At 64.2% G+C, this 20,436-nt stretch carries 25 protein-coding genes; 5 read left to right on the top strand and 20 right to left on the bottom strand.

The genetic code is table 11. The annotated features are described in order from the left end of the window. Positions 1-32: 32 nt before the first annotated feature. Complete coding sequence (locus tag AC1RQ9_RS03440) at positions 33-563, bottom strand: YceD family protein (protein ID WP_193732386.1); 531 nt, start codon at positions 561-563, stop codon at positions 33-35. A gap of 189 nt (positions 564-752) precedes the next feature. Between AC1RQ9_RS03440 and AC1RQ9_RS03435 the strand changes: the two genes are divergently transcribed. After that, on the top strand, positions 753-1,322 hold the full coding sequence (locus tag AC1RQ9_RS03435) for an outer membrane protein assembly factor BamE (protein ID WP_193732387.1): 570 nt from the start codon (positions 753-755) through the stop codon (positions 1,320-1,322). Positions 1,323-1,343: 21 nt separating this feature from the next. Here AC1RQ9_RS03435 and AC1RQ9_RS03430 read toward each other — a convergent pair whose 3' ends face one another. Both AC1RQ9_RS03430 and rpsU read right to left on the bottom strand, forming a co-directional pair. Then, a complete protein-coding gene (locus tag AC1RQ9_RS03430; RefSeq protein ID WP_193732388.1) occupies positions 1,344-2,741 on the bottom strand; it encodes a sensor histidine kinase in 1,398 nt (465 codons plus the stop codon). A 91-nt stretch (positions 2,742-2,832) separates the two neighbouring features. Next, complete coding sequence (gene rpsU / locus AC1RQ9_RS03425; RefSeq protein WP_010506446.1) at positions 2,833-3,036, bottom strand: 30S ribosomal protein S21; 204 nt, start codon at positions 3,034-3,036, stop codon at positions 2,833-2,835. A 239-nt stretch (positions 3,037-3,275) separates the two neighbouring features. Between rpsU and def the strand changes: the two genes are divergently transcribed. The 4 genes from def to AC1RQ9_RS03405 are packed head-to-tail and all read left to right on the top strand — an operon-like array spanning position 3,276 to position 5,720. Beyond that, positions 3,276-3,806 (top strand): peptide deformylase, encoded by a 531-nt coding sequence (gene def / locus AC1RQ9_RS03420; RefSeq protein ID WP_485985614.1) that lies wholly within the window; start codon positions 3,276-3,278, stop codon positions 3,804-3,806. Then, positions 3,803-4,426 carry a COQ9 family protein gene (locus tag AC1RQ9_RS03415; RefSeq protein WP_485985554.1) on the top strand — a complete coding sequence of 208 codons (624 nt, stop codon included), beginning with the start codon at positions 3,803-3,805 and terminating at the stop codon, positions 4,424-4,426. The genes def and AC1RQ9_RS03415 overlap by 4 nt, the downstream gene beginning before the upstream one ends. A 14-nt stretch (positions 4,427-4,440) precedes the next feature. Beyond that, on the top strand, positions 4,441-4,986 hold the full coding sequence (locus AC1RQ9_RS03410) for a MarR family winged helix-turn-helix transcriptional regulator (RefSeq protein WP_485985553.1): 546 nt from the start codon (positions 4,441-4,443) through the stop codon (positions 4,984-4,986). Continuing rightward, positions 4,983-5,720, top strand: a complete 738-nt coding sequence (locus tag AC1RQ9_RS03405; RefSeq protein ID WP_010506450.1) for a response regulator — start codon at positions 4,983-4,985, stop codon at positions 5,718-5,720. Before AC1RQ9_RS03410 ends, AC1RQ9_RS03405 begins: the two co-directional genes overlap by 4 nt. 188 nt (positions 5,721-5,908) lie before the next feature. Here AC1RQ9_RS03405 and leuB read toward each other — a convergent pair whose 3' ends face one another. From leuB to AC1RQ9_RS03320, 17 genes are all read right to left on the bottom strand, one after another. Beyond that, entirely contained in the window at positions 5,909-7,027 is a 1,119-nt protein-coding gene (gene leuB / locus AC1RQ9_RS03400) for a 3-isopropylmalate dehydrogenase (protein WP_485985552.1), read from the bottom strand. A 59-nt stretch (positions 7,028-7,086) separates the two neighbouring features. After that, on the bottom strand, positions 7,087-7,710 hold the full coding sequence (gene leuD, locus AC1RQ9_RS03395; protein ID WP_485985551.1) for a 3-isopropylmalate dehydratase small subunit: 624 nt from the start codon (positions 7,708-7,710) through the stop codon (positions 7,087-7,089). 2 nt (positions 7,711-7,712) lie between these two features. Further along, complete coding sequence (gene leuC / locus AC1RQ9_RS03390; RefSeq protein WP_485985550.1) at positions 7,713-9,116, bottom strand: 3-isopropylmalate dehydratase large subunit; 1,404 nt, start codon at positions 9,114-9,116, stop codon at positions 7,713-7,715. Positions 9,117-9,256: 140 nt separating this feature from the next. Further along, positions 9,257-9,652: a 50S ribosomal protein L19 gene (gene rplS / locus AC1RQ9_RS03385; protein WP_233065258.1), complete on the bottom strand. Its 396-nt coding sequence runs from the start codon at positions 9,650-9,652 to the stop codon at positions 9,257-9,259. 31 nt (positions 9,653-9,683) lie between these two features. Continuing rightward, a complete protein-coding gene (gene trmD / locus AC1RQ9_RS03380) occupies positions 9,684-10,430 on the bottom strand; it encodes a tRNA (guanosine(37)-N1)-methyltransferase TrmD (RefSeq protein ID WP_485985548.1) in 747 nt (248 codons plus the stop codon). Next, positions 10,427-10,978 (bottom strand): ribosome maturation factor RimM, encoded by a 552-nt coding sequence (gene rimM / locus AC1RQ9_RS03375; RefSeq protein ID WP_485985546.1) that lies wholly within the window; start codon positions 10,976-10,978, stop codon positions 10,427-10,429. Before rimM ends, trmD begins: the two co-directional genes overlap by 4 nt. Before the next feature lie 45 nt (positions 10,979-11,023). Then, entirely contained in the window at positions 11,024-11,368 is a 345-nt protein-coding gene (gene rpsP / locus AC1RQ9_RS03370) for a 30S ribosomal protein S16 (protein ID WP_193732396.1), read from the bottom strand. Between the two features lie 57 nt (positions 11,369-11,425). Further along, positions 11,426-12,820 (bottom strand): signal recognition particle protein, encoded by a 1,395-nt coding sequence (ffh, locus tag AC1RQ9_RS03365; protein ID WP_485985544.1) that lies wholly within the window; start codon positions 12,818-12,820, stop codon positions 11,426-11,428. Between the two features lie 189 nt (positions 12,821-13,009). Continuing rightward, positions 13,010-13,519, bottom strand: coding sequence for a Spy/CpxP family protein refolding chaperone (locus AC1RQ9_RS03360; protein WP_010506471.1), 510 nt, complete (start codon positions 13,517-13,519; stop codon positions 13,010-13,012). Positions 13,520-13,662: 143 nt separating this feature from the next. After that, positions 13,663-14,448 carry a phosphate ABC transporter ATP-binding protein PstB gene (gene pstB / locus AC1RQ9_RS03355; RefSeq protein ID WP_193732398.1) on the bottom strand — a complete coding sequence of 262 codons (786 nt, stop codon included), beginning with the start codon at positions 14,446-14,448 and terminating at the stop codon, positions 13,663-13,665. Next, complete coding sequence (pstA, locus tag AC1RQ9_RS03350) at positions 14,445-15,353, bottom strand: phosphate ABC transporter permease PstA (protein WP_485985542.1); 909 nt, start codon at positions 15,351-15,353, stop codon at positions 14,445-14,447. The genes pstB and pstA overlap by 4 nt, the downstream gene beginning before the upstream one ends. Next, on the bottom strand, positions 15,354-16,316 hold the full coding sequence (gene pstC, locus AC1RQ9_RS03345; protein ID WP_193732400.1) for a phosphate ABC transporter permease subunit PstC: 963 nt from the start codon (positions 16,314-16,316) through the stop codon (positions 15,354-15,356). 179 nt (positions 16,317-16,495) lie between these two features. Beyond that, the gene (locus tag AC1RQ9_RS03340) at positions 16,496-17,401 is read right to left on the bottom strand and encodes a nucleoside hydrolase (protein WP_485985540.1); all 906 of its coding nucleotides are present in this window, start codon (positions 17,399-17,401) and stop codon (positions 16,496-16,498) included. 60 nt (positions 17,402-17,461) lie between these two features. Beyond that, complete coding sequence (locus AC1RQ9_RS03335) at positions 17,462-18,241, bottom strand: ABC transporter permease (RefSeq protein ID WP_193732402.1); 780 nt, start codon at positions 18,239-18,241, stop codon at positions 17,462-17,464. After that, positions 18,238-18,963: an ABC transporter ATP-binding protein gene (locus AC1RQ9_RS03330; RefSeq protein ID WP_193732403.1), complete on the bottom strand. Its 726-nt coding sequence runs from the start codon at positions 18,961-18,963 to the stop codon at positions 18,238-18,240. Before AC1RQ9_RS03330 ends, AC1RQ9_RS03335 begins: the two co-directional genes overlap by 4 nt. Continuing rightward, positions 18,960-19,460: a ribonuclease HI gene (gene rnhA / locus AC1RQ9_RS03325; protein ID WP_485985539.1), complete on the bottom strand. Its 501-nt coding sequence runs from the start codon at positions 19,458-19,460 to the stop codon at positions 18,960-18,962. Before rnhA ends, AC1RQ9_RS03330 begins: the two co-directional genes overlap by 4 nt. Beyond that, a complete protein-coding gene (locus tag AC1RQ9_RS03320) occupies positions 19,460-20,428 on the bottom strand; it encodes a homoserine kinase (RefSeq protein ID WP_485985538.1) in 969 nt (322 codons plus the stop codon). Before AC1RQ9_RS03320 ends, rnhA begins: the two co-directional genes overlap by 1 nt. Between the last annotated feature and the right edge of the window lie 8 nt (positions 20,429-20,436).

Here is a 20,436-nt window from a genome sequence, read left to right as displayed (position 1 = left end):
CGCGCCCCCCGTTACCTGCCCCTTCCTTTGCGTCAGTTCTGCTTTTTTTTCAACTCGGCCAGGGCGGAAAAAGGCTGCCTGCGCACGGTTTCTTCGGGTTCGCCTTCCTCCTTGCCCGCAAATTCGGCCGGAATCGCGCATCCAGGCTTGTGCGGATACGGATCCAGCGCCAGCGAAAGTTCCTCCGCCGCCAGTTCACCAAGGTCGATGCTGTCTCGGTCATAGGGGATTTCATCAATGGAAAAGGGATCGATCTCGTCATCCTCGCGGAAACGTTCCGCCGGGATGCAGCGCACGGTGAACGATTCTGCCAGCACGTCCTCGAACGCCTCAAGGCTTACGACACATTCCTGCGTCACATGCGCGGTCAGCCAGCCTTCGGCCAGTACCTCCCCATCCTGTCCCGGAGCCAGCCGGTAGCGGCAGGACAGGTCACGCAGGCCGGGAATTCCGAACCGGCGGGCCAGCCTGCGGCATTCCTCATCCGATGCCTCGACCACCGTTTCCATGCCACGGGCCGGGATGCGACCCACGGCAAGCGGGCGGGAAAATTCTGCATCCATGTCGTATTACTCCTGCGCGTGTGTTCACGGGGCCTGCGCCTTCATGCCCGCATGGTGGAAACATGGCCCTGACTGTCGTGTTTTTCCACCGTCAGGGCGATCTGTGATTGACTTCATTTTCCCAATCGGGCACCGGAAAGACGAACCGCATTTTCGCGCCATGCCTTATTTCAGGATATTTTCCGGACCATGAGGTCACCACAGGACACCCTGCCCCGTTCGCGTTCATTACGCCTGTTTTCGTGCGCTGTCATCGGGGCCGGTATCGCGCTGTCGGGATGTTCGGTGTTCAAGCCCAACACCATCCAGCGTGGCTCCCTGGTGGAAGAGGACGATTACAAGAAACTGAAGGTTGGCGAGACCACGCGCTCGGACGTCATGGATGCGCTGGGTTCCCCCACCGGGCGCGCCACGTTTGATGACAATACATGGCTGTATATGTCCATGAAGCAGGTGATGGTCCCCATCAGCTTCCCCCGCGTGCGCAAGCAGGACATGGTGGTGCTGACGTTTGACCAGGACGGCATCCTGCGCAACCTGCGCACCCTGCACAAGGACGACGCGCGCTATGTCTCCATGGCGCCCGGAAAGACGCCCACGCCGGGCACCAAGATCAACATCATGCAGCAGATCCTGGGCAATGTGGGCCGCTACAACCCGCTCAGCCAGATGAGCAGCACATACGGCGGCAGCACCGGCCCGATGAACAGCATGAACGGCGGCCCCGGCCATGGCGGGTCGGGCAACTCCCTGCCCTGATGTCCTGCCCTGCCGGACCGGTCAGTTCGGCAGCACGATCCTGACCCGCGCCCCACCCAGGGGCCCGGCTTCCAATCCGATATGGCCGCCATGGGCGTGAATGATGTCGCGCGCGATTGCCAGGCCCAGTCCGGTTCCGCCTTCCTTGCCGCTTTCAAACGGGCGGAACACGCTTTCACGCCGCGCCTCATCCACGCCGCAGCCGTTATCGTCCACATACACGAAAACTTCCCTGCGCCCGCGTTCGGCTGACAGTTCAATGCGGGTGGCATGCCTGCGGGCATTTTCCACGACATTGTTCAGGACGCGGCGCAGGGCATTGCCCCGTCCGGTCACGCACAGCCCCGCAGGGGTGATGGAGCCGATACCGGCCTGCGCCCCCATGCGGCGCTGCGCCACGACGATTTCATCGAACAGTTCCTCCACGCGGATGACAACGGGCTTTTCCGCCCCCTCGCCCCGCGCAAAGGACAGGTAACCTTCGATCATATGCTCCATTTCCACGATATCGCCGATCATGTCGGCAATATCGGGCTGCAGTCCGGCCGCATCGACCATGCCCGTGCGCGGCAGCATGGCCAGTGACAGGCGCAGCCGGGTCAACGGCGTGCGCAGGTCATGCGACACACCGGCCAGGACGGTCGTGCGCTGTTCCACAAAACGGTTGATACGGTCACGCATGCGGTTGAAGGCAACCGCCGCCTTGCGGATTTCCTGCGCGCCCTCGGGCACGATGGGCACGGTGTCACGCCCCAGCCCGAACAGTTGCGCCGCCCGCGCCAGCCTGCGTATGGCACGGACCTGGTTGCGCATGAACATTGCCGCGATCAGGAACAGCACCAGCGCGCTGCCTGACGCCCACGCCACGAACAGCCATACCGGCGCCACGTCCAGCCGTTTGCGCAGGGCCACCACCTGCAGCACCCCGATGGGCGTCTGAACGCGGATCACCACGCGATGGTGCGCCTGTTTCCAGTCCACGAAGCTGGGCAGGCGCACATTCGCCCGCAGGTCGCGCACCAGATCATCATCAATGGGACCAAGCACATGGTTGGAACCGCGACGGTCCAGCCTTTCCCCTTCATGCAATGTCATGATCAGGCCCGCGCGCCGTCCGGCATCATCCAGTATCCACTGCCGGTCGGCGGGCGATGGGTAGCGTTCCAGCAGGTCCAGCGTCATGGCGATGGTGGTGGCCATGTCGCCCGACAGCCGACGGGAGACGATCTGCAGGTAGTTCCCGTAAAACAGTTCCAGCGAGATGGCCTGCGTGGCCAGCAGCGGAATGAAGCCGATCAGCAGCATGCGCCCCAGCAGGGAACGTGGCAGGATGCGCCGGATCAGCCGTTCACGTACCCTGCGCCACCCGTGCATGGCGGGTGGCGTTGGTTCGGCGCCGGAATGCGACTCCATATCCATGGCTTTACCTTGACTGCGGACACAAAAAAACCGGCTCCCTGCTGGGGCCGGCTTTTTTGTGGGTCAGACCCATATTCCGATAACGGTCGGCTTAGAAGCCTTCACGCTCCAGACGCTTGCGCTCCATCTTGCGGGCGCGGCGCACGGCTTCAGCAGCCTCGCGCGCCTTGCGCTCGGACGGCTTTTCATAATGACGACGCAGCTTCATTTCACGGAAGATGCCTTCGCGCTGCATTTTCTTCTTGAGGGCCTTGAGGGCCTGATCAACATTGTTGTCACGAACGAGAACCTGCACTGGGTCGTCAACTCCTGATCTGCCATCCGGTATGGATGATCCATGAAACTGAAACTTGGGGAACGTCCGCCCGAGGCCATTCCCTTCGTGCGATTCCCAAACGGGTCGCACCTATATCACACTCGCGCACGGCAACACAAATCATTCCCGCATCCGGGGACAAATGATTTTCGTGCTCCGCATTGCGCGCCAACGCTGTCATATACATGTTCCCCGAAACAGGAAGGGTGTTTGTGTCGATGACGCTGCTCAAGATCGCCCGCATGGGCCATCCGGTGCTGCTGCAGCCTGCACGACCGGTGGCCGACCCGCAGGCCCCGGCAGTCCGCACGCTGGTGGCCGACATGATTGAAACCATGCTGGACGCAGGCGGCGTGGGATTGGCCGCCCCCCAGGTGCACCAGGGCCTGCGGCTGTTTGTCTACCGCGTGCCCGAAACCCGCAGTACGGGGGATGATGATCCGCCACGCCTGCCCGCCGCCCTGATAAACCCCGTGCTGGAACCGGTTGATGATGACATGGTGGACCGGATGGAGGGCTGCCTGTCCATTCCCGGCCTGCGGGGCTGGGTGCCGCGTTACCGCCGCATCGCCTGGCGCGGCATGAATGCGGAAGGGCAGGAAACCCACGGCATTGCCACCGGCTTTTTGGCCAATGTATTCCAGCATGAATACGATCACCTGAACGGAATCCTCTATCCCATGCGCATGACCGACCTTGGCCGGATGGGATTTGATACCGAAATGGCACGTTACGGAGAGCGCCCATGAATCCTTCCGCCCTGGTTGCCGCCGCGACATCCGCGCTGGAACCGCCCGCGCTCCAGAATTCACCGCAGGGTGACGCACTGCTGCGCCGATTCCTGGCCGACCCGCGCGCGGGCAGCCAGCCATGGACGACCGCGCTGCTGCGGCAATGCGTGGGGGCGGACGCGGACCTGCTGTTCCCCGAGGGCATGGTGCAGGTGGCCGAGTCGTGTTTCGACCTCATGGACCGCGACATGCTGGCCGCCACCAACAGTTTCCGCAGCCGCAAGATCAGCCGCCGCGTCCGCGCGGCCGTGCTGTTCCGGCTGGATCATGCCGCCCCGTACCGCGCCGCCATCCGGCAGGCGCTGGCAGTGCTGATGGTGCCAACCCATGCCCGGGCCCTGGCCCGCACGCTGGGGCGCAGCGTGAACGCGATATGGCAGGCGGCAGGGGATAATTCCGCCGGTTTCACTTATATGACCAAGCGCATCACCCTTGGCAGCGTATATGTCTCCACCCTGCTGTTCTGGCTGACGCGGGGCGGCAATCCGGCCTCGGTGGAGGAATTCCTTGACCGTCGCCTGTCCGAAGTCGGGCGCATCACCCGCCTGCGCAATCGCCTGACCGGCCGTATCGCCTGAACGGTTTCGCGGACGTGACAGCCCCTGCCCGACCGCCATCGACCCGCCATGCGCCCGCTGGCGCGGGGGTGGAACTGCTTTTCCTGCGTGATGAAGACATGCGGCAGGCGCAGGACCTTCTCATGCTCGCGAGCCGGTCCTTTACGGCCATCATAGACGACGCCCTGCACGCACATGGGCTGGGCCATGCGCATTATCGCATCATGCAGGCCGTGGCCCTGCAGCCCGGCATGGCCGTGGGCGCCCTGCTGAACACGCTGGGCATTACCAAGCAGAGCATGAGCCGCGCACTGGGTGAACTGCTGTCCATGGACCTTGTGCGGCAGGAAACGGCGCAGCAGGACAGGCGGCGGCGGGAACTGTATCTGACCGCACGGGGAAGCGAGATTGAAAACCATCTGTTTTCCCTGCAACGTGAGGTCCTGCTGCGTGTGTACCGCAACGCGGGGGGCAAGGCCGTCGAGGGTTTTCGCCGCGTCATGCACGGGCTGATAGACGAATCGGATGCGCCCGGCGTATCCACCGGTGCCCATCACCTTCCCGACCGGAGTTCCCCATGATCCAGACGGCCTGCGACTCCTCCCTGCCCCGCGACAGCATGATCGTGGATGCACACGTGGTGGTCGTGGATGATGATCCCCGCCTGCGTCGCCTGCTGCAGCGTTACCTGAGCGAACAGGGTTTCCGCGTCAGCGCCGCATCATCAGCGCAGGAGGCACGTCAGGTACTGGGTTTCATGCAGCCTGATGCACTGGTGCTGGATATTACCATGCCGGGGGAAAACGGGCTGGAACTGACGCGCGAACTGCGGCGGGAAAAGCTGGATTTCCCCATCCTGCTGCTGACCGCGCGCGGCGAGCCGGAAGACCGGATCATCGGGCTGGAAGCCGGGGCCGATGACTATCTGGCCAAGCCGTTCGAACCGCGCGAACTGCTGCTGCGGCTCAAGGCGCACCTGCGTCGCTTTGTCCCCCCCGCGCCAAGCAGCAACCTGCGGATCGTACGGCTGGGGGAACTGGAATTCGATCCCGTGCGTGGCCTGCTGTCCAACGCACAGGGAATCGTGCACCTGACGGGGGGCGAGTCGGCCCTACTGTCTGTACTGGCCCGCCACCCCAACGAAATCCTGTCGCGCACCGATATCGCGACCACACTGGATATGGAAGAAATCGGGGAACGTGCGGTGGATGTGCAGGTGACCCGCCTGCGTCGCCGGATCGAACCCGACCCGCGGGAGCCGCGTTTCCTGCAGACGGTGCGCGGCAAGGGCTACGTGCTGAAACCCGGCCTGTAAAAAACAAAAATTTCTGGGTGACGCCTTTTAAAAAAAGGCGGTGTCTTCCGAAGCTTTTTGAAAAAAGCTTCGCCAAAAACTTGCTTATGATTCGTGGTAGGTGCTTTTACAACGCCCCCGGAATAAAAAACGGGCCAGCATGATGACCATGCCGGCCCGTTTCACATTGAAGCCATAACCCGGACGGCTTAGGCCGCCTGGTTCAGCCGGTCCAGTTCGGCCACCACGGCCTCACCCATTCCTGCCGTATTCACTTCCGTCCGGCCCGCACTCATGATGTCCGGCGTGCGCAGGCCGCGGTCCAGCACGTTGGACACTGCCTGTTCAATCATCGCTGCATCTTCCTGCATATCAAAGGAATACCGCAGCAGCATGGCGAATGACAGGATCTGCGCCAGCGGGTTGGCCTTGCCCTGCCCCGCGATGTCCGGCGCGCTGCCATGGATCGGCTCATACAGCGCGGGCGTACGGCCATCTTCCCCCTTTGCCCCCAGTGTTGCCGAAGGCAGCATGCCAAGGCTGCCGGTCAGCATGGAGGCAAGGTCGGACAGCAGGTCACCAAACAGGTTACCCGTCACGATCACATCAAACTGCCGTGGGTTGCGCACCATCTGCATGGCGCAGTTATCGGCCAGCATGTGGCTCAGTTCCACGTCCTTGTATTCGCGGTCATGCAGGGCGGTCACGACCTCTTTCCACAGCAGGCCGCTTTCCATCACGTTGCATTTCTCGACCGAGCACACACGGTTGTCGCGCTTGCGCGCCAGGTCGAAGGCAACACGGGCCACGCGTTCGATTTCCGCTGTGGTATAGACTTCGGTGTTGATGCCACGACGTGACCCGTCGGGCAGCGTCTCGATCCCGCGCGGCGTGCCGAAATAGATCCCGCCCACCGTCTCGCGCACGATCATGATGTCCAGGCCACGGATGACATCGGGCTTGAGCGTGCTGGCATCCACCAGCGAATCGAACACCTTGGCCGGACGCAGGTTGGCGAACAGGCCCAGTTCCTGACGCAGCTTCAGGATCGCGATTTCGGGCCTGCGGTCAAACCCGGCCGATGCCCATTTCGGATCCCCCACCGAACCGAACAGCACCGCATCCGCCGCCCGTGCCGCATCAATCACCTGCTGCGTGATCGGCTGGCCATGCACCGCCAGCGACGCGCCGCCCACCAGATCCTCGCTGATATCGAACCGGATGCCGCGCGCCTGCGCCATCCAGTCCATGATGCGCTGTGCTTCCCGCATGATTTCGGGGCCAATGCCATCGCCAGGCAGGATCAGAAGCTTCTTGGGTGCGGACATGACGTCTCCCATCCGGATAATCGGTTTATGAACAGTTTGCCAGGATACGGCGCGTGCCTTCAGTCAAGGACGATATGCGCAATCCACGGCTGCGCCTGTGCGCGACGCTCCTCAAAGGTCGTGATCGCTTTTTCATGCTGCAGCGTCTGGCCAATGTCATCCAGGCCTTCCAGCAGCAGCTGCTTGCGCAGCGGATCAACGTCAAAGGGCACTTCCTTGCCGTCGGGCCGGATAATGACCTGTCGCGCCAGATCAACCGTAAGGCGGGAATTCGCACCCTGACGGGCGTCATCCATCAGCTGCGTGCAGACCTCACGCGGCAGCGCGATGGGCAGGATGCCGTTCTTGAAGCAGTTGTTGTTGAAGATATCGGCGAATGACGGCGCGATCACGCAGCGGATGCCAAAATCCAGCAACGCCCACGGCGCATGTTCCCGCGACGACCCGCAGCCAAGGTTGTCATAGGTAATCAGGATCTCGGCCTTGCGGTACGGTTCCTGATTCAGCACGAAATCGGGATTTTCCGATCCATCGGGCCGGTAGCGCATTCCGTCGAACGCATGCACGCCAAGACCCGAACGCTTGGTGGTCTTGAGGAACCGCGCCGGGATGATCTTGTCGGTATCGATGTTTTCTTCCGGCAGGGCGGCGGCGATGGCCGTGAGGACGGTGAATTTATCCATTGTCAGATCAGCTCCCGCACATCAGTCAGGGTTCCGGTCACGGCGGCGGCGGCAGCCATGGCGGGGGACAGCAGGTGCGTGCGACCGCCGGGGCCCTGCCTGCCCTCGAAATTACGATTGGATGTTGAGGCACAGCGCTGTCCCGGTGTCAGGCGGTCGGGATTCATGCCAAGACACATGGAACACCCGGCCTCACGCCACTCAAACCCGGCTTCCAGGAAGACCTTGTCCAGTCCTTCCTCTTCCGCCTGCGCTTTTACGATGCCTGATCCGGGCACGATCATCGCCCGCACGCCGGGGGCGACCCTGCGGCCTGCCGCAATGCTGGCTGCGGCCCGCAGGTCCTCGATCCGGCTGTTGGTGCATGACCCGATAAATACGACATCAACCGGCGTGCCCGCGATTTTCTGCCCGGCTTCCAGCCCCATGTAGTCCAGCATGCGCTGCATCTGCCTGCGCCGCGACGGGTCCGGTTCGACCGCGGGATCCGGCACGTTGCCGGTTACGGGAATGACGGTTTCGGGGCTGGTGCCCCATGTCAGCACGGGCGTGATGTCTTCCGCGCGCAGTTCCACCACGCGGTCGTAATGCGCGCCTTCGTCGGATGCCAGCGTCTTCCAGTAGGCGACGGCTTCGTCAAACGCCTCGCCCTTCGGCGCGAAGGGACGGCCGCGCACGTATTCGAACGTGGTCTCATCCGGGGCCACCAGCCCTGCACGCGCACCGGCCTCGATCGACATGTTGCAGAGCGTCATGCGGCCTGCCATGTCGAGTTCACGGATGGCTGACCCCGCGAATTCGATCACGTGACCCGTGCCGCCCGCCGTGCCGATATGGCCGATGATCGCCAGCATGATGTCCTTGGCGGTAACACCGGGACCGACCTGCCCCTCGACCACGACCTTCATGTTCTTCGCGGGCTTCTGCAGGATGGTCTGGGTCGCCATCACGTGCTCGACCTCGGACGTGCCGATACCGAACGCCAGCGCGCCCAGCGCACCGTGGGTGGAGGTATGGCTGTCGCCGCATACGATGGTCATGCCCGGCAGGGAAATCCCCTGCTCCGGTCCCACCACGTGCACGATACCCTGGCGCGCGGACAGCAGCGGGAAATACGGCACGCCGAATTCCCTGACGTTGCGTTCCAGCGTCTCGATCTGGTTGCGGCTGTCCGCTTCCTCGATCGGCAGGGTGCGGTCGGATGTGGGCACGTTATGGTCCACCACCGCGATCGTGGCATCGGGGTGACGCAGGCGGCGGCCGCTCAGGCGCAGCCCCTCGAACGCCTGCGGGCTTGTGACCTCATGCACAAGGTGCCGGTCGATGTAGAGGATGGCCGTACTGTCCGGAAGGGTTTCGACCACATGGCTGTCCCATATCTTGTCGAACAATGTGCGCGGGGCCATCTTGATATTCCTCTCCCGGACGGAAACAGGCCGCCATCACGTGCAGGAGACGCACGCAACAGGCAGCCACAGAAACTTGCATAAAAAACGGTTCGCCCGTTTCCACCATGACAGTGGGAAACGGGCGAAGGGTCGGCATATTACTCGGCTGCGGCGGTAGCTGCGGGGGCCGCAACCTCACGCTTGCGCTCGGCAATACGGGCGGACTTGCCGCGACGGCCACGCAGGTAATACAGCTTCGCGCGACGGACCACACCGCGACGGACAACCGTGATGTCCGCGATGGTGGGGGAATACAGCGGGAACACACGTTCCACGCCTTCACCGTTGGAAATCTTACGCACGGTGAAGTTGCTGTTCAGGCCCTTGTTGGAGCGGGCGATCACAACGCCTTCGTAGTTCTGCACACGCTTGCGGGTGCCTTCGACCACTTCCACACCGACGCGCACGGTGTCGCCCGGTGCGAATTCCGGCACGGCGCGCTTGGCGGTCAGGCGGGCGATCTCTTCCGCCTCGTACTTCTGGATAATGTTCATGATCCGGTCCTCGTTCGATAGGATTTCATGTTCAGTTCAGCCGGCCCGCATCGGCACGGGGGCCTGCGGTCCGGGAAATGTCTTGACCCGTGCCCGCCCGGTAGGCGGCCCACAGGTCCGGCCGACGCGCCTGCGTCACCGTCTCGGATGCCGCGCGTCGCCATCTGGCGATCGCGGCATGATGACCGGACAGCAGGACTTCGGGCACGTCGCGCCCGTCCCATTGTGCCGGCTTGGTATAAAGCGGATATTCAAGCAGACCGTCGGAAAAGCTTTCCTCGACCGCACTTTCGCCCGATCCCATCACGCCCGGCAGCAGCCGCACGCAGGCATCCAGCAGCACGGTCGCCGCCACTTCCCCGCCCGACAGGACATAATCCCCTATCGAGACCTGTTCAGCACCCGAGGCTTCGAGCACGCGCTCATCCACCCCTTCGTACCGCCCACACAGCACCACGACACCCGGACCCGCCGCATACCGGCGGATATCCGCCTGCATCAGCCGCCGTCCGCGCGGCGTGGGATAGACCAGCGGTCGCCCCGCCAGGTCAATATCGGCAATGGCCGCCGCCACGACATCGGGGCGCATGACCATGCCCGCCCCGCCGCCAAACGGCGTGTCATCCACAACCCGGTGTCGCCCCAGACCGTATTCGCGCATGTCACGCGCATCCACGGACCAGATGCCCCGTTCCAGTGCCCGCCCGGCCAGTGAATGGCCCAGCGTGCCGGGAAACATGTCGGGAAACAGCGTCAGCGCCGTTGCCTGCCACGTCATGGCTCGCCTGCCTTCCCGGACGTGCCGGGGAAACATTCGACGGGCACCTCGATCTCATCAGGCTGGCAGATGGCGACCCATCCTGCGCCGACATTCACCACCGGCACGCAGGCCTCGGTGAATGGCAGCAGGATGTTCCCACCCGCGCCGTCAATTTCAAGGCTGGTGCCCGCGCCATAGTCATGGACTGCGGCAACACGGCCAACCACGCGGTCCGTGCCCTGTTCGCGCGCTTCCAGTCCGACCAGATCGGCGAAATAGAATTCGTCCTCATCGGGTTCGGGCAGGCTGGCGCGGGGCACGTACAGCTTGCGGTTGACCATCTGCTGGGCGGCTTCGCGGCTGTCGATGGCATTGCCCGCCGCATCATGCAGTCTGGCCACGCCATTGCCATGCCATGACAGCCGCCACGGACGGCCAAGGTCATCGACCAGCCCGGCATAGGTGGCCAGGTCTTCCGCCACGGCGGTGTAGCTGTGCACATGCACAAGCCCCCGCACGCCATGCGGACGACCCACCACACCCATCAGGACATGATCGTGGTTCATGGGATGACTGCCTGCCTTTCCTGCCTGTCTATCGCGCCAGCAGTCTTACGCTGCGGCTGCTTCAGCAGCGGCGGCGGCACGTTCCTGCGCACGCTTCTTGGGCGCGGACTTCTTCGGCTGCTCGTTCCAGGTCGGCTTCGGCGCCAGGCCTGCGTTGCCAAGGAAGCGGGCCACGCGGTCGGTCGGCTGCGCGCCGTTGGACAGCCAGTGGGTGATGCGCTCGGCAACCAGACGCACGCGGTCGGCGTGGTCGGACGGCAGCATCGGGTTGTAGGAACCAACGCGCTCGATGAAGCGGCCATCACGCGGGGAGCGGCTGTCAGCCACAACGATGTGGTAGTAGGGACGCTTCTTCGCACCGGCGCGGGCGAGACGGATCTTGAGGCTCATTTAAGACTTCTCCAGACAGAAAAAAGACAAAAGAAAAACGGAAACGACGTTATGCGATCAGCCGAAAGGCGGACGCCCGCCGCCACCGGGGGGGCGTCCCCCATTGGGCATGAGGGCGGACAGGCCCTGACGCATCAGGCCCTTCACCCCCAGTTTGCTGAACCGCTTCATCATGGAGGCCATCGCGTCATACTGCTTGAGCAGACGGTTGATCTCCTGCACGGTCGTGCCTGACCCGGCGGCAATGCGCTTCTTGCGTGACGCCTTGATGATGGAGGGCGTGCGCCGCTCCTTGCGGGTCATGGATGAAATGATGGCCTGGTGGCGCTTGAGGACGGAGGTATCAAGCTCCTTGTCCCCCAGCGCATCCTTCAGCTTGCCCATGCCGGGCAGCATGCCGAGGATACCGGAAATGGAACCCATCTTGTTGATCTGGCGGATCTGCGCCGCGTAGTCATCAAGATCGAACTTGCCCTGCATCATCTTGAGGGCAAGCTTCTCGCTTTCCTCATGATCCAGGGTATCGGCGGCCTTTTCCACCAGGCCCGCGATATCGCCCAAGCCAAGGATACGGCCTGCGACACGCTCGGGGTGGAATTCCTCCAGCGCGTCCAGCTTTTCGCCCGAACCGGTCAGCTTGATCGGGGCACCGGTAATGGCGCGCATGGACAGGGCGGCGCCACCACGGGCGTCACCATCCATACGGGTCATGACAACACCGCTCACACCCACGGCCTCGTTAAAGGCCTTGGCGGTGTTGACCGCGTCCTGCCCGGTCATGGCATCGACCACCAGCAGGGTTTCGGCGGGATCGGTCTCGGCGCGGATCGCGCGGACCTCATCCATCAGGGCTTCGTCGATCGACAGGCGGCCGGCGGTGTCGAGGATGACGATGTCATACCCCTCGCGCCGCCCCGTATCCATCGCCCGCTGCGCGATCTGCACCGGGGTCTGCCCCGCGATGATCGGAAGCGACGCCACCCCCGCGCGTTCAGCCAGCTGCGCCAGCTGCAGCTGGGCGGCGGGGCGCTGGGTATCAAGGCTGGCCAGCAGCACCTTCTTGCGCTCACGCTGCGCCAGGCGCCGCGCGATCTTGCCCGACGTGGTGGTCTTGCCCGATCCCTGAAGGCCAACCATCAGGATGGGCACCGGCGGGGCGGCGTTCAGGTTCAGCGGAACGGCGCCCGCGCCACCCAGCGCGTCGATCAGCGCGTCATTGACGATCTTGGCGACGGCCTGACCGGGGGAAATGCTGTCCAGCACCTCATGCCCCACGGCGCGTTCACGGACCTTGTTGACGAAATCCTTGACGACAGGCAGCGCCACGTCGGCGTCCAGCATGGCCAGACGCACTTCGCGCATGGCTTCCGTAACATCGGCTTCCGACAATGCCCCGCGCTTGGCGAGGCCATCGAACACACCGGAAAGCTTGCCTGACAGGGTTTCGAACAAAGTATTTCCCCAAAAGAGGACGCGCCACTGCGCGAACCCTCGCGAAGTGACGTGCCTGATTGTTGGCCGGATGTATCCCCTGCCCCCCGCCATGTCAAGCATTACGGGGCCGCGCATAAAAAAACGGCTGCCCGACCATGCCGGGCAGCCGCCTTAGACCCTCAGCCCGCAACAGGCGGGCGGACGATCTTACTTCTTGGCATCTTCGGGTGCCGGGGGTGCGGTCAGGGCACGCAGCTGCTCATGCAGGCTGGCAACCTTGTCCTGCGTCTCACGGATCTGGTTCAGCTGGTCCGTGGTCAGGATATCGTGGATGCGGATCGCGGTCTGCAGGCGGGCGGCCTCATGCAGCTGGTGAATCTGGGCGATCTGCTGCTGCAGGCCAACGATCTGGGATTCATCAACCTTGCCCGGCGTGGCCAGCAGGTCCTGGATCTGCTGGTGGAGCTTGTGTTCCTTATCCATGTCGGCACGGAAATCGGGATGGCTGTCCTGCAGGATGGCCTTCAGTTTCTTATGCTGTGCGGATGTCAGCTGCACATTCCCAAGGAACGGCATGCCGAACCCGCCGGGGCCACCCGGACCACCACAGCCGCCCGGCGGCGGGGGCGGTGCGTGGTGCGCGGCAACGGCCTGACCGGAGAAACCTGCAGCCATACCGCCAACGATCGTGGCGGCCAGAATCATTTTCTTCATCATGGGAATTAAGTCTACTCCTGTTATAACGTATTTTCTACCCTGCATGGCTCAGGCCCGTCATGCAAGGCCTGTAAGCGTAACGCTACAACACCCCATGTGTTCAGTGTGTGCAAACCTTGCTACAAAATGTAAGGTATGCGGACCTAACCGAAACGGCCCGTGATATAGTCCTGCGTGCGATTTTCGCGCGGCGCGGTGAACATGCGGTCGGCGCTGTCCACTTCCACCACCTCCCCCATATAGAAAAAAGCCACCTGGTCGGCACAGCGCGCGGCCTGCTGCAGGTTGTGGGTCACGATGGCGATGGTGAAATCGGTTTTCAGTTCATCCAGCAGTTCCTCGATCCGGGCGGTGGACACGGGATCAAGCGCACTGGTCGGTTCATCCAGCAGCACCACTTCGGGCCGGGTGGCGATGGTGCGCGCGATGCACAGGCGCTGCTGCTGGCCGCCCGACAGCGCCGATGCCGAATCGTGCAGCCTGTCGCGCACCTCCGGCCACAGGGCGACACGCCTGAGCACATCCTCCACCCGGGCATCCATGGCCGCGCGGTCAAGGCGTTCATGCAGGCGCACGCCAAAGGCGATGTTGTCATAGATCGACATGGGGAACGGCGTGGGCTTCTGGAACACCATGCCCACGCGTGCGCGCAGCACGTTCAGGTTCACCTTCGGACCAAGGATGTTGCAGCCATCAAAAATCACCTCCCCCGTGGCACGCTGCCCGGGATAGAGGTCGTACATGCGGTTGAGCACGCGCAGCAGCGTGGACTTGCCACACCCTGACGGGCCGATCATGCCGGTCACCTGCCCCTGGGGGAAATCGATCGAGATATTCTTCAGCGCGTGGTTCGCACCGTAATAGAAATCAAGGTTACGCACCGAAATCGCGGCTGGCACCGGCTGTTTTTCCGCCACTGTCATATTCATTTCCTGTTACGTCCCAGCCCCAGCCGCACGGTTATGTTGATCATGAGGATACCCGCCGTAATCAGCAGCGCCCCGGTCCATGCCAGCGCAGTCCAGTCCTCGTACGCCGCGCCGGCATACTGGTAGATGGTAACCGGCAGGCTGGCCATGGGGGCGGCAGGGGATACCGACCAGTTCATGTTCCCAAGCGAGGTGAACAGCAGGGGCGCCGTCTCACCCGATACGCGGGCCAGGGCCAGCAGGATGCCCGTCGCCACCCCGTCGCGCGCGGCGCGCAGGCAGACAAACAGGATGACCCGCCACCGTGGCGCGCCCAGCGCGATCGCCGCCTCACGCATGGACAGCGGCACAAGGCGCAACATGTCTTCGGTCGTGCGCACCACGACCGGCACCACCAGCATGGACAGCGCCAGCGCGCCCGCAATCCCGGAAAAATGCCCCGTCGGCACCACCACGATCATGTAGATGAACAGCCCCACCAGAATGGATGGCGCGGACAGCAGCAGGTCGGATATGAACCGGACCATGTTGATGAACCGCCCGTCGGTGGCCGTGAATTCCGCAAGGTAGATCCCCACCAGCAGCCCCACCGGCGCCCCGATCAGCACGGCCAGACCGGTCTGGATCAGGCTGCCGACAATGGCGTTGGCCAGACCGCCCCCCTGCCCTGGCGGCAGGGTCACATGCACGAAGGTAATCCAGCGCAGGCCACCCACCCCGTTGCGCACCAGCACGAACAGGATGGAAAACAGCATGAGCAGCACAAGGACCGTGGCGGCCCAGCACAGCCCCGTCGCCACCCGGTCCACCATGCGCCTGCGCATGTCGGACAGGCCGTTGCCCTGCCACCGCCCGGATGCGCAGGGCGCGGTGGCGGCCTGCGTCACGTTATCCCGGCCCGCCATTTATCGGCCCGCCGCCCTGGTGCGCAGCAGCAGCCGCGAACAGACCAGTGTTCCGAGTGAAATCAGCATGAGCAGGAAGCCCGCGGCCATAAGGGATGAAAATTTCAGGCTGCCCATCGCGCTTTCGGGAAATTCCAGCGCGATCAGCGATGCAATGGTGTTACCGGGGGAAAACAGCGACCAGCCGATATGGTTGGCGTTGCCGATGACGAACGTGATCGCCATCGTCTCCCCCAGCGCGCGGCCAAGCCCCAGCATGATCCCGCCGACCACGGATGTGCGTGACCACGGCAGGATGATGCGGCGCACCACCTCCCACCGTGTCATGCCCAGCCCATAGGCGCTTTCCTTCAGCACGGCGGGCATGGACAGGAACACGTCACGCATTACGGCGGATATGAACGGCGTGATCATGACCGCCAGGATCATGCCCCCCGTCAGGAAACCGGTGCCATAGGGCGCGCCACGGAACAGTGGGCCGATGCCGGGCACGCGCCCCAGCGTATGGCCGGCAAACGGTTCCACATAATGCGCCATGAACGGCACCAGCACCGCAAAGCCCCACATGCCGAAGATGATGGACGGCACCGCCGCCAGAAGCTGGATGAGTGTGCCGATGACCCCCGCAATGCGCGCAGACGCGATTTCGGTCAGCCACACCGCGATGCCAAAGGCCAGCGGCACTGCCAGCGCAATAGCCAGCAGGGCCGTGACCAGCGTGCCGAACACGGGGGCGGCAGCGCCAAAATGCTGGGTTACGGGATTCCAGGCCTTGTCGATGATAAAGGCCGGACCAAAGGTCGCGAACGCACCACGCGCGCCCCACGCCATGACGGCCACCATGCCGCCAAGCCCCAGCAGGATCAGGACAGCGGCGCAACGCACGATGGTGGCGAATACGGCATCACCGTTTCCCCTTGCCACCCCCGTCAGGGCCGAAGGGGATGTTGCAGACCGATCCATACAGAAGACCTCCGCGCCGCCACACGCTTCACTGTTCTCGACATTCGCGCCCGTGGACGCACCGGAATGCGGGGACCAATACTGGACGGAACGGCGGTTCTGCAACCGTCATGATCGCCCGTGGCACAAGTTTGCACCAGATCGTTGTATTTTTGTGCAATTCCGATGGCCCGGACCGGTTATTTACGTGCGCTCAGCAGCAGGTCACGCAGCACGCCACGCACGGCCTCGACCGACATGCGTTCCAGCACCAGTGCGTTGGGCTGCACGCCCGGCGGTCCCATGCGGCGCGCGACGGTCATGCCACGGGTAAATTCGCCACGGCATTCCACATCGACATGCGCCAGGTGGCCGCTGAAAAGACCGGGGCCAAGCAGCGCCAACAGCGGGGCTGCCGCCCGCAGCGAAACATCCACCCCGCTGCCACGCGCGCCACCGTTCCGCGCGGCCACCAGTTCGGCATGCACCCTGCCCGCGACGGAAGCCGGGGTATTACCCATCGGCTCAAGCTGTTCCATCCACACCGCATCCGCCAGCAGCCGCACAGTGCAGTCCAGCGGCACCAGGGTCACCGGCACGCCCGCCGCCAGCACCACGGCCGCGGCTTCCGGGTCAGCTGCGATATTGCGTTCGGCCACGCTGGTGGCATCGCCATGCACGAAAAACGCGCCGCCATTCACAATCACCCCATGCAGGTGCGACGCCATATCGGGGGCCTGCACCAGGGCCAGCGCCAGCGTGGTCAGCGGGCCGGAGCAGCATATGCTGACACTATCCGCCGGGCACGCACGCACCGCCTGCACCAGATGCAGCGCACCCAGCCCATCCTGCCCCGCAGGCAGGTCATGACCCATGCCACCGGCCTGCACCATCGGGGCGGGACAGCCCGTGCATACGGTGACATCGTCCAGCCCGTACTGATGCAGCAGGTCACGCGCATGGGCCTGCGCCACCTCCACCTCGGCAGCCCTGCCGCTGAACAGCACCAGTACCGGGCGCACATGGTCAGGCACCTGCAGCGCCGCCAGCAGGGTCGCCATGCCCTGCGCGCCGGGTGTCAGGTCAAGAATGATGGGGCGTGTCATTGGGCATCCATCCTGCATTGGGTTGCGCGGTTATCGGTGGTGGTGACGTGTTACAACAGTTCAGTCAACATCAGCATGCCGGGGCAGCCAGTACAGCGCGCGCACCAGCGCCCGGTCCACGCCCCACCACAGCAGCACGGTCATGGCCGCCAGCACCGCAAGGGCGGCAAACATGAGGTCGGTCTGGAATCGGGTATTGGCCGTCTGCATGAGAAACCCGAGACCGGACGACGCCCCGACCCATTCCCCCACAACGGCCCCGATCGGAGCGATGGCCGTGGCCATGCGCACGCCCGAGGCAAAGGACGGCAGGGCCGCGGGCAGACGCACATGCACCAGCACCCGCCACCGCGTGGCCCCCATGGTGCGGGCAAGGTCCATCCAACCCGGCTCGGTCTGGCGCAGGCCGTCGCCAAGCGCCGATGTGACGGGAAAGAAAATGACCAGCACCGCCATGACCACCTTGGACGCCATGCCGAATCCGAACCACAGCACCAGCAGCGGCGCCAGCGCGAAAACCGGCACCGCCTGGCTGAGCAGCACCATGGGCATGACCCACCGCCGCAGCGGCGCGCAGACCGCCATGCCGATGGCCAGCGCACTGCCTGCCCCGATTCCCAGCACAAGGCCCATAACCGTTTCTTCCAGCGTGGTCAGGGCGGCGGGAGCAAGCTGCGCGCGCTGCATCCACAGCGCACGCGCCACCGCATCCGGACCGGGCAGCATATAGGGCGGCACGTGCCCCCATCGTGCCAGCGCGCCCCACACGGCCACCAGACCGGCCAGCGTGACAAGCGGGCGCAGCAGGCGCATCCCCCGTGCCGTGGCCGTACCGGTCATTGCATCATCCGCCGCAGCAGCGCGGACTGCGCCGCCAGCACGCCCGCATCATCCACCGCGCGCGGCACGGCTCCCGCCGGGACATCAATCGCGTCCAGCCGTGCGGGATGCCCGGACATGAGCAGCATGCGATCCGCCAGACGGCAGGCTTCCAGCGGGTCATGGGTAATCAGCACCACGGTCCGGCCCGCCAGCATCCGCCCGGCCAGATCCTGCATGCGTGCCCGTGTCACGCTGTCCAGTGCGGAGAAAGGTTCATCCATCAGCACGACCGGACGGTCTTCATACAATACCCGCGCCAGTGCTACGCGCTGCCGCATGCCACCCGACAGCGTGGCCGGCAGGGCCGCCGCATGCGCTGACAGCCCGACACAGTCCAGCAGGTGCCCTGCCCTGTCCCGGTCCGGCCGTTCGCCACGCAGGCGCGCGCCCAGCATCACGTTGTCCGTGGCACGCGCCCAGGGCAGCAGCAGGTCCTGCTGCCCCATCCACGCAACCCGTCCGGCAAGGGGTTGCCCGTCCGCCGCAACGATACGTCCATAATCAGGGGCGACCAGCCCGCCCAGCATGCGCAGCAGCGATGTCTTGCCAACACCGCTGGCCCCCAGCAGCACGGTGATGATCCCGGCCCCGATACACAGGTCCAGATTTCGGAAAAGCGGTGCGGCCCCGAAGTCCAGCCCCACCCCTTCCAGATGGATGGCAGGGGGCGCGTGCATCATTTTCCACGCTTGGGATAGGGAATGCCCAGCGCGTCGCGCGCGGCGGTGGCCATCTGGTCGACGCGTTCGTTGTTCACGTCGCCGGAATGACCACGGACCCATTTCCACTCGATCTCGTGCTTCGCACTGACATCCAGCAGCCGCCGCCACAGATCCATGTTCGCCACCGGGTCACCGGATGCATTGCGCCATTTGCGCCGTACCCAGCCCGTGCTCCACCGCGTGATGCCATTGCGCACATATTCGCTGTCGGTATGCAGCACGACGCGGCAGGGACGCTTCAGCGCCTCCAGCGCCTCGGCGGCGGCGGTCAGTTCCATGCGGTTGTTGGTGGTTTCCGCCTCGCCCCCCGACAGTTCGCGTTCCTGCCCGCGATAACACAGCAATGCGCCCCAGCCACCCGGGCCGGGATTGGGCTTGCACCCGCCATCGGTCCAGATTTCCACCATGTCGGTGGTGGGGGGGGCGTTTTCGACGGGGGCCATGTCCTCGTCCATCACAGGAAACCTTCATCCATGCGGGACGCGAAGAATTCCATGCGCCTCAGATAATCCAGCGGATCCTTGCGCGTCACCAGCGCATCCGGCGGCGTATTGATCCAGTCATACAGGCGGGTCAGCGTGAAGCGGATGGCGGCACCCGTGGCAAGGGTGGCAAGGGCCGCGTTCTCCGCATCCTCCAGCGGGCGGACATGGCGGTAGGCTTCCACCATGGCGCGCGCACGGGTTGGCACGAAACGGGCCATGTCATCAAAGCACCATGCATTGATGGTAATGGCCAGATCGTAGGCGTACCAGTCGGTGCAGGCGAAATAGAAGTCGATGATGCCCGACAGTTTTCCATCACGGAAAAAGACATTGTCAGGAAACAGGTCGGCATGGATCTGCCCGCGCGGCAGGGACGGGTTGTTACCCGTGCCGGGCCATGCGGGCAGCACGCGCGCCAGCGTATCGCCAATCGCGCGCACCAGACCGGGGCGGACCTCATCCCCCCCTGCCCGGCAGGCCTGCAGCAGGTCGGCCCATGCCCGCGGCCCCATGGAATTGGGGCGTTCGGCCACGTATCCTTCGCCCAGCAGGTGCAGCCGCGCCAGCGCTTCGCCCACCTGCGCGCACATGTCCACATCCACCTGCCGCGACCAGCCGCCGGGCAGGAAGGTGGTGATGGCGGCGGGACGGCCGGACAGCGTGCGCAGCGTGCGCCCCTGCCGGTCGGCCACCGGCAGCGGGCACGACAGGCCATGCTGCGCCAGATACTGCATAAGCCCCAGGAACCATGGCAGTTCATCCGGGTTCACCCGACGTTCGTACAACGTCAGGATGAAGGTGGCCTGTGTGGTCTTCAGCAGGAAGTTGCTGTTTTCCACACCTTCCGCAATGCCGTGGCAGGCGACGGGCCTGCCGATGTCATAGCCTTCCAGAAACGCAGCCAGCGCATCTTCCGGCACTTCGGTATAGACTGCCATGTGGGAAT

The organism is Komagataeibacter ossonobensis, assembly GCF_057359305.1.
This window is presented reverse-complemented; position numbering and strand designations above follow the sequence as displayed.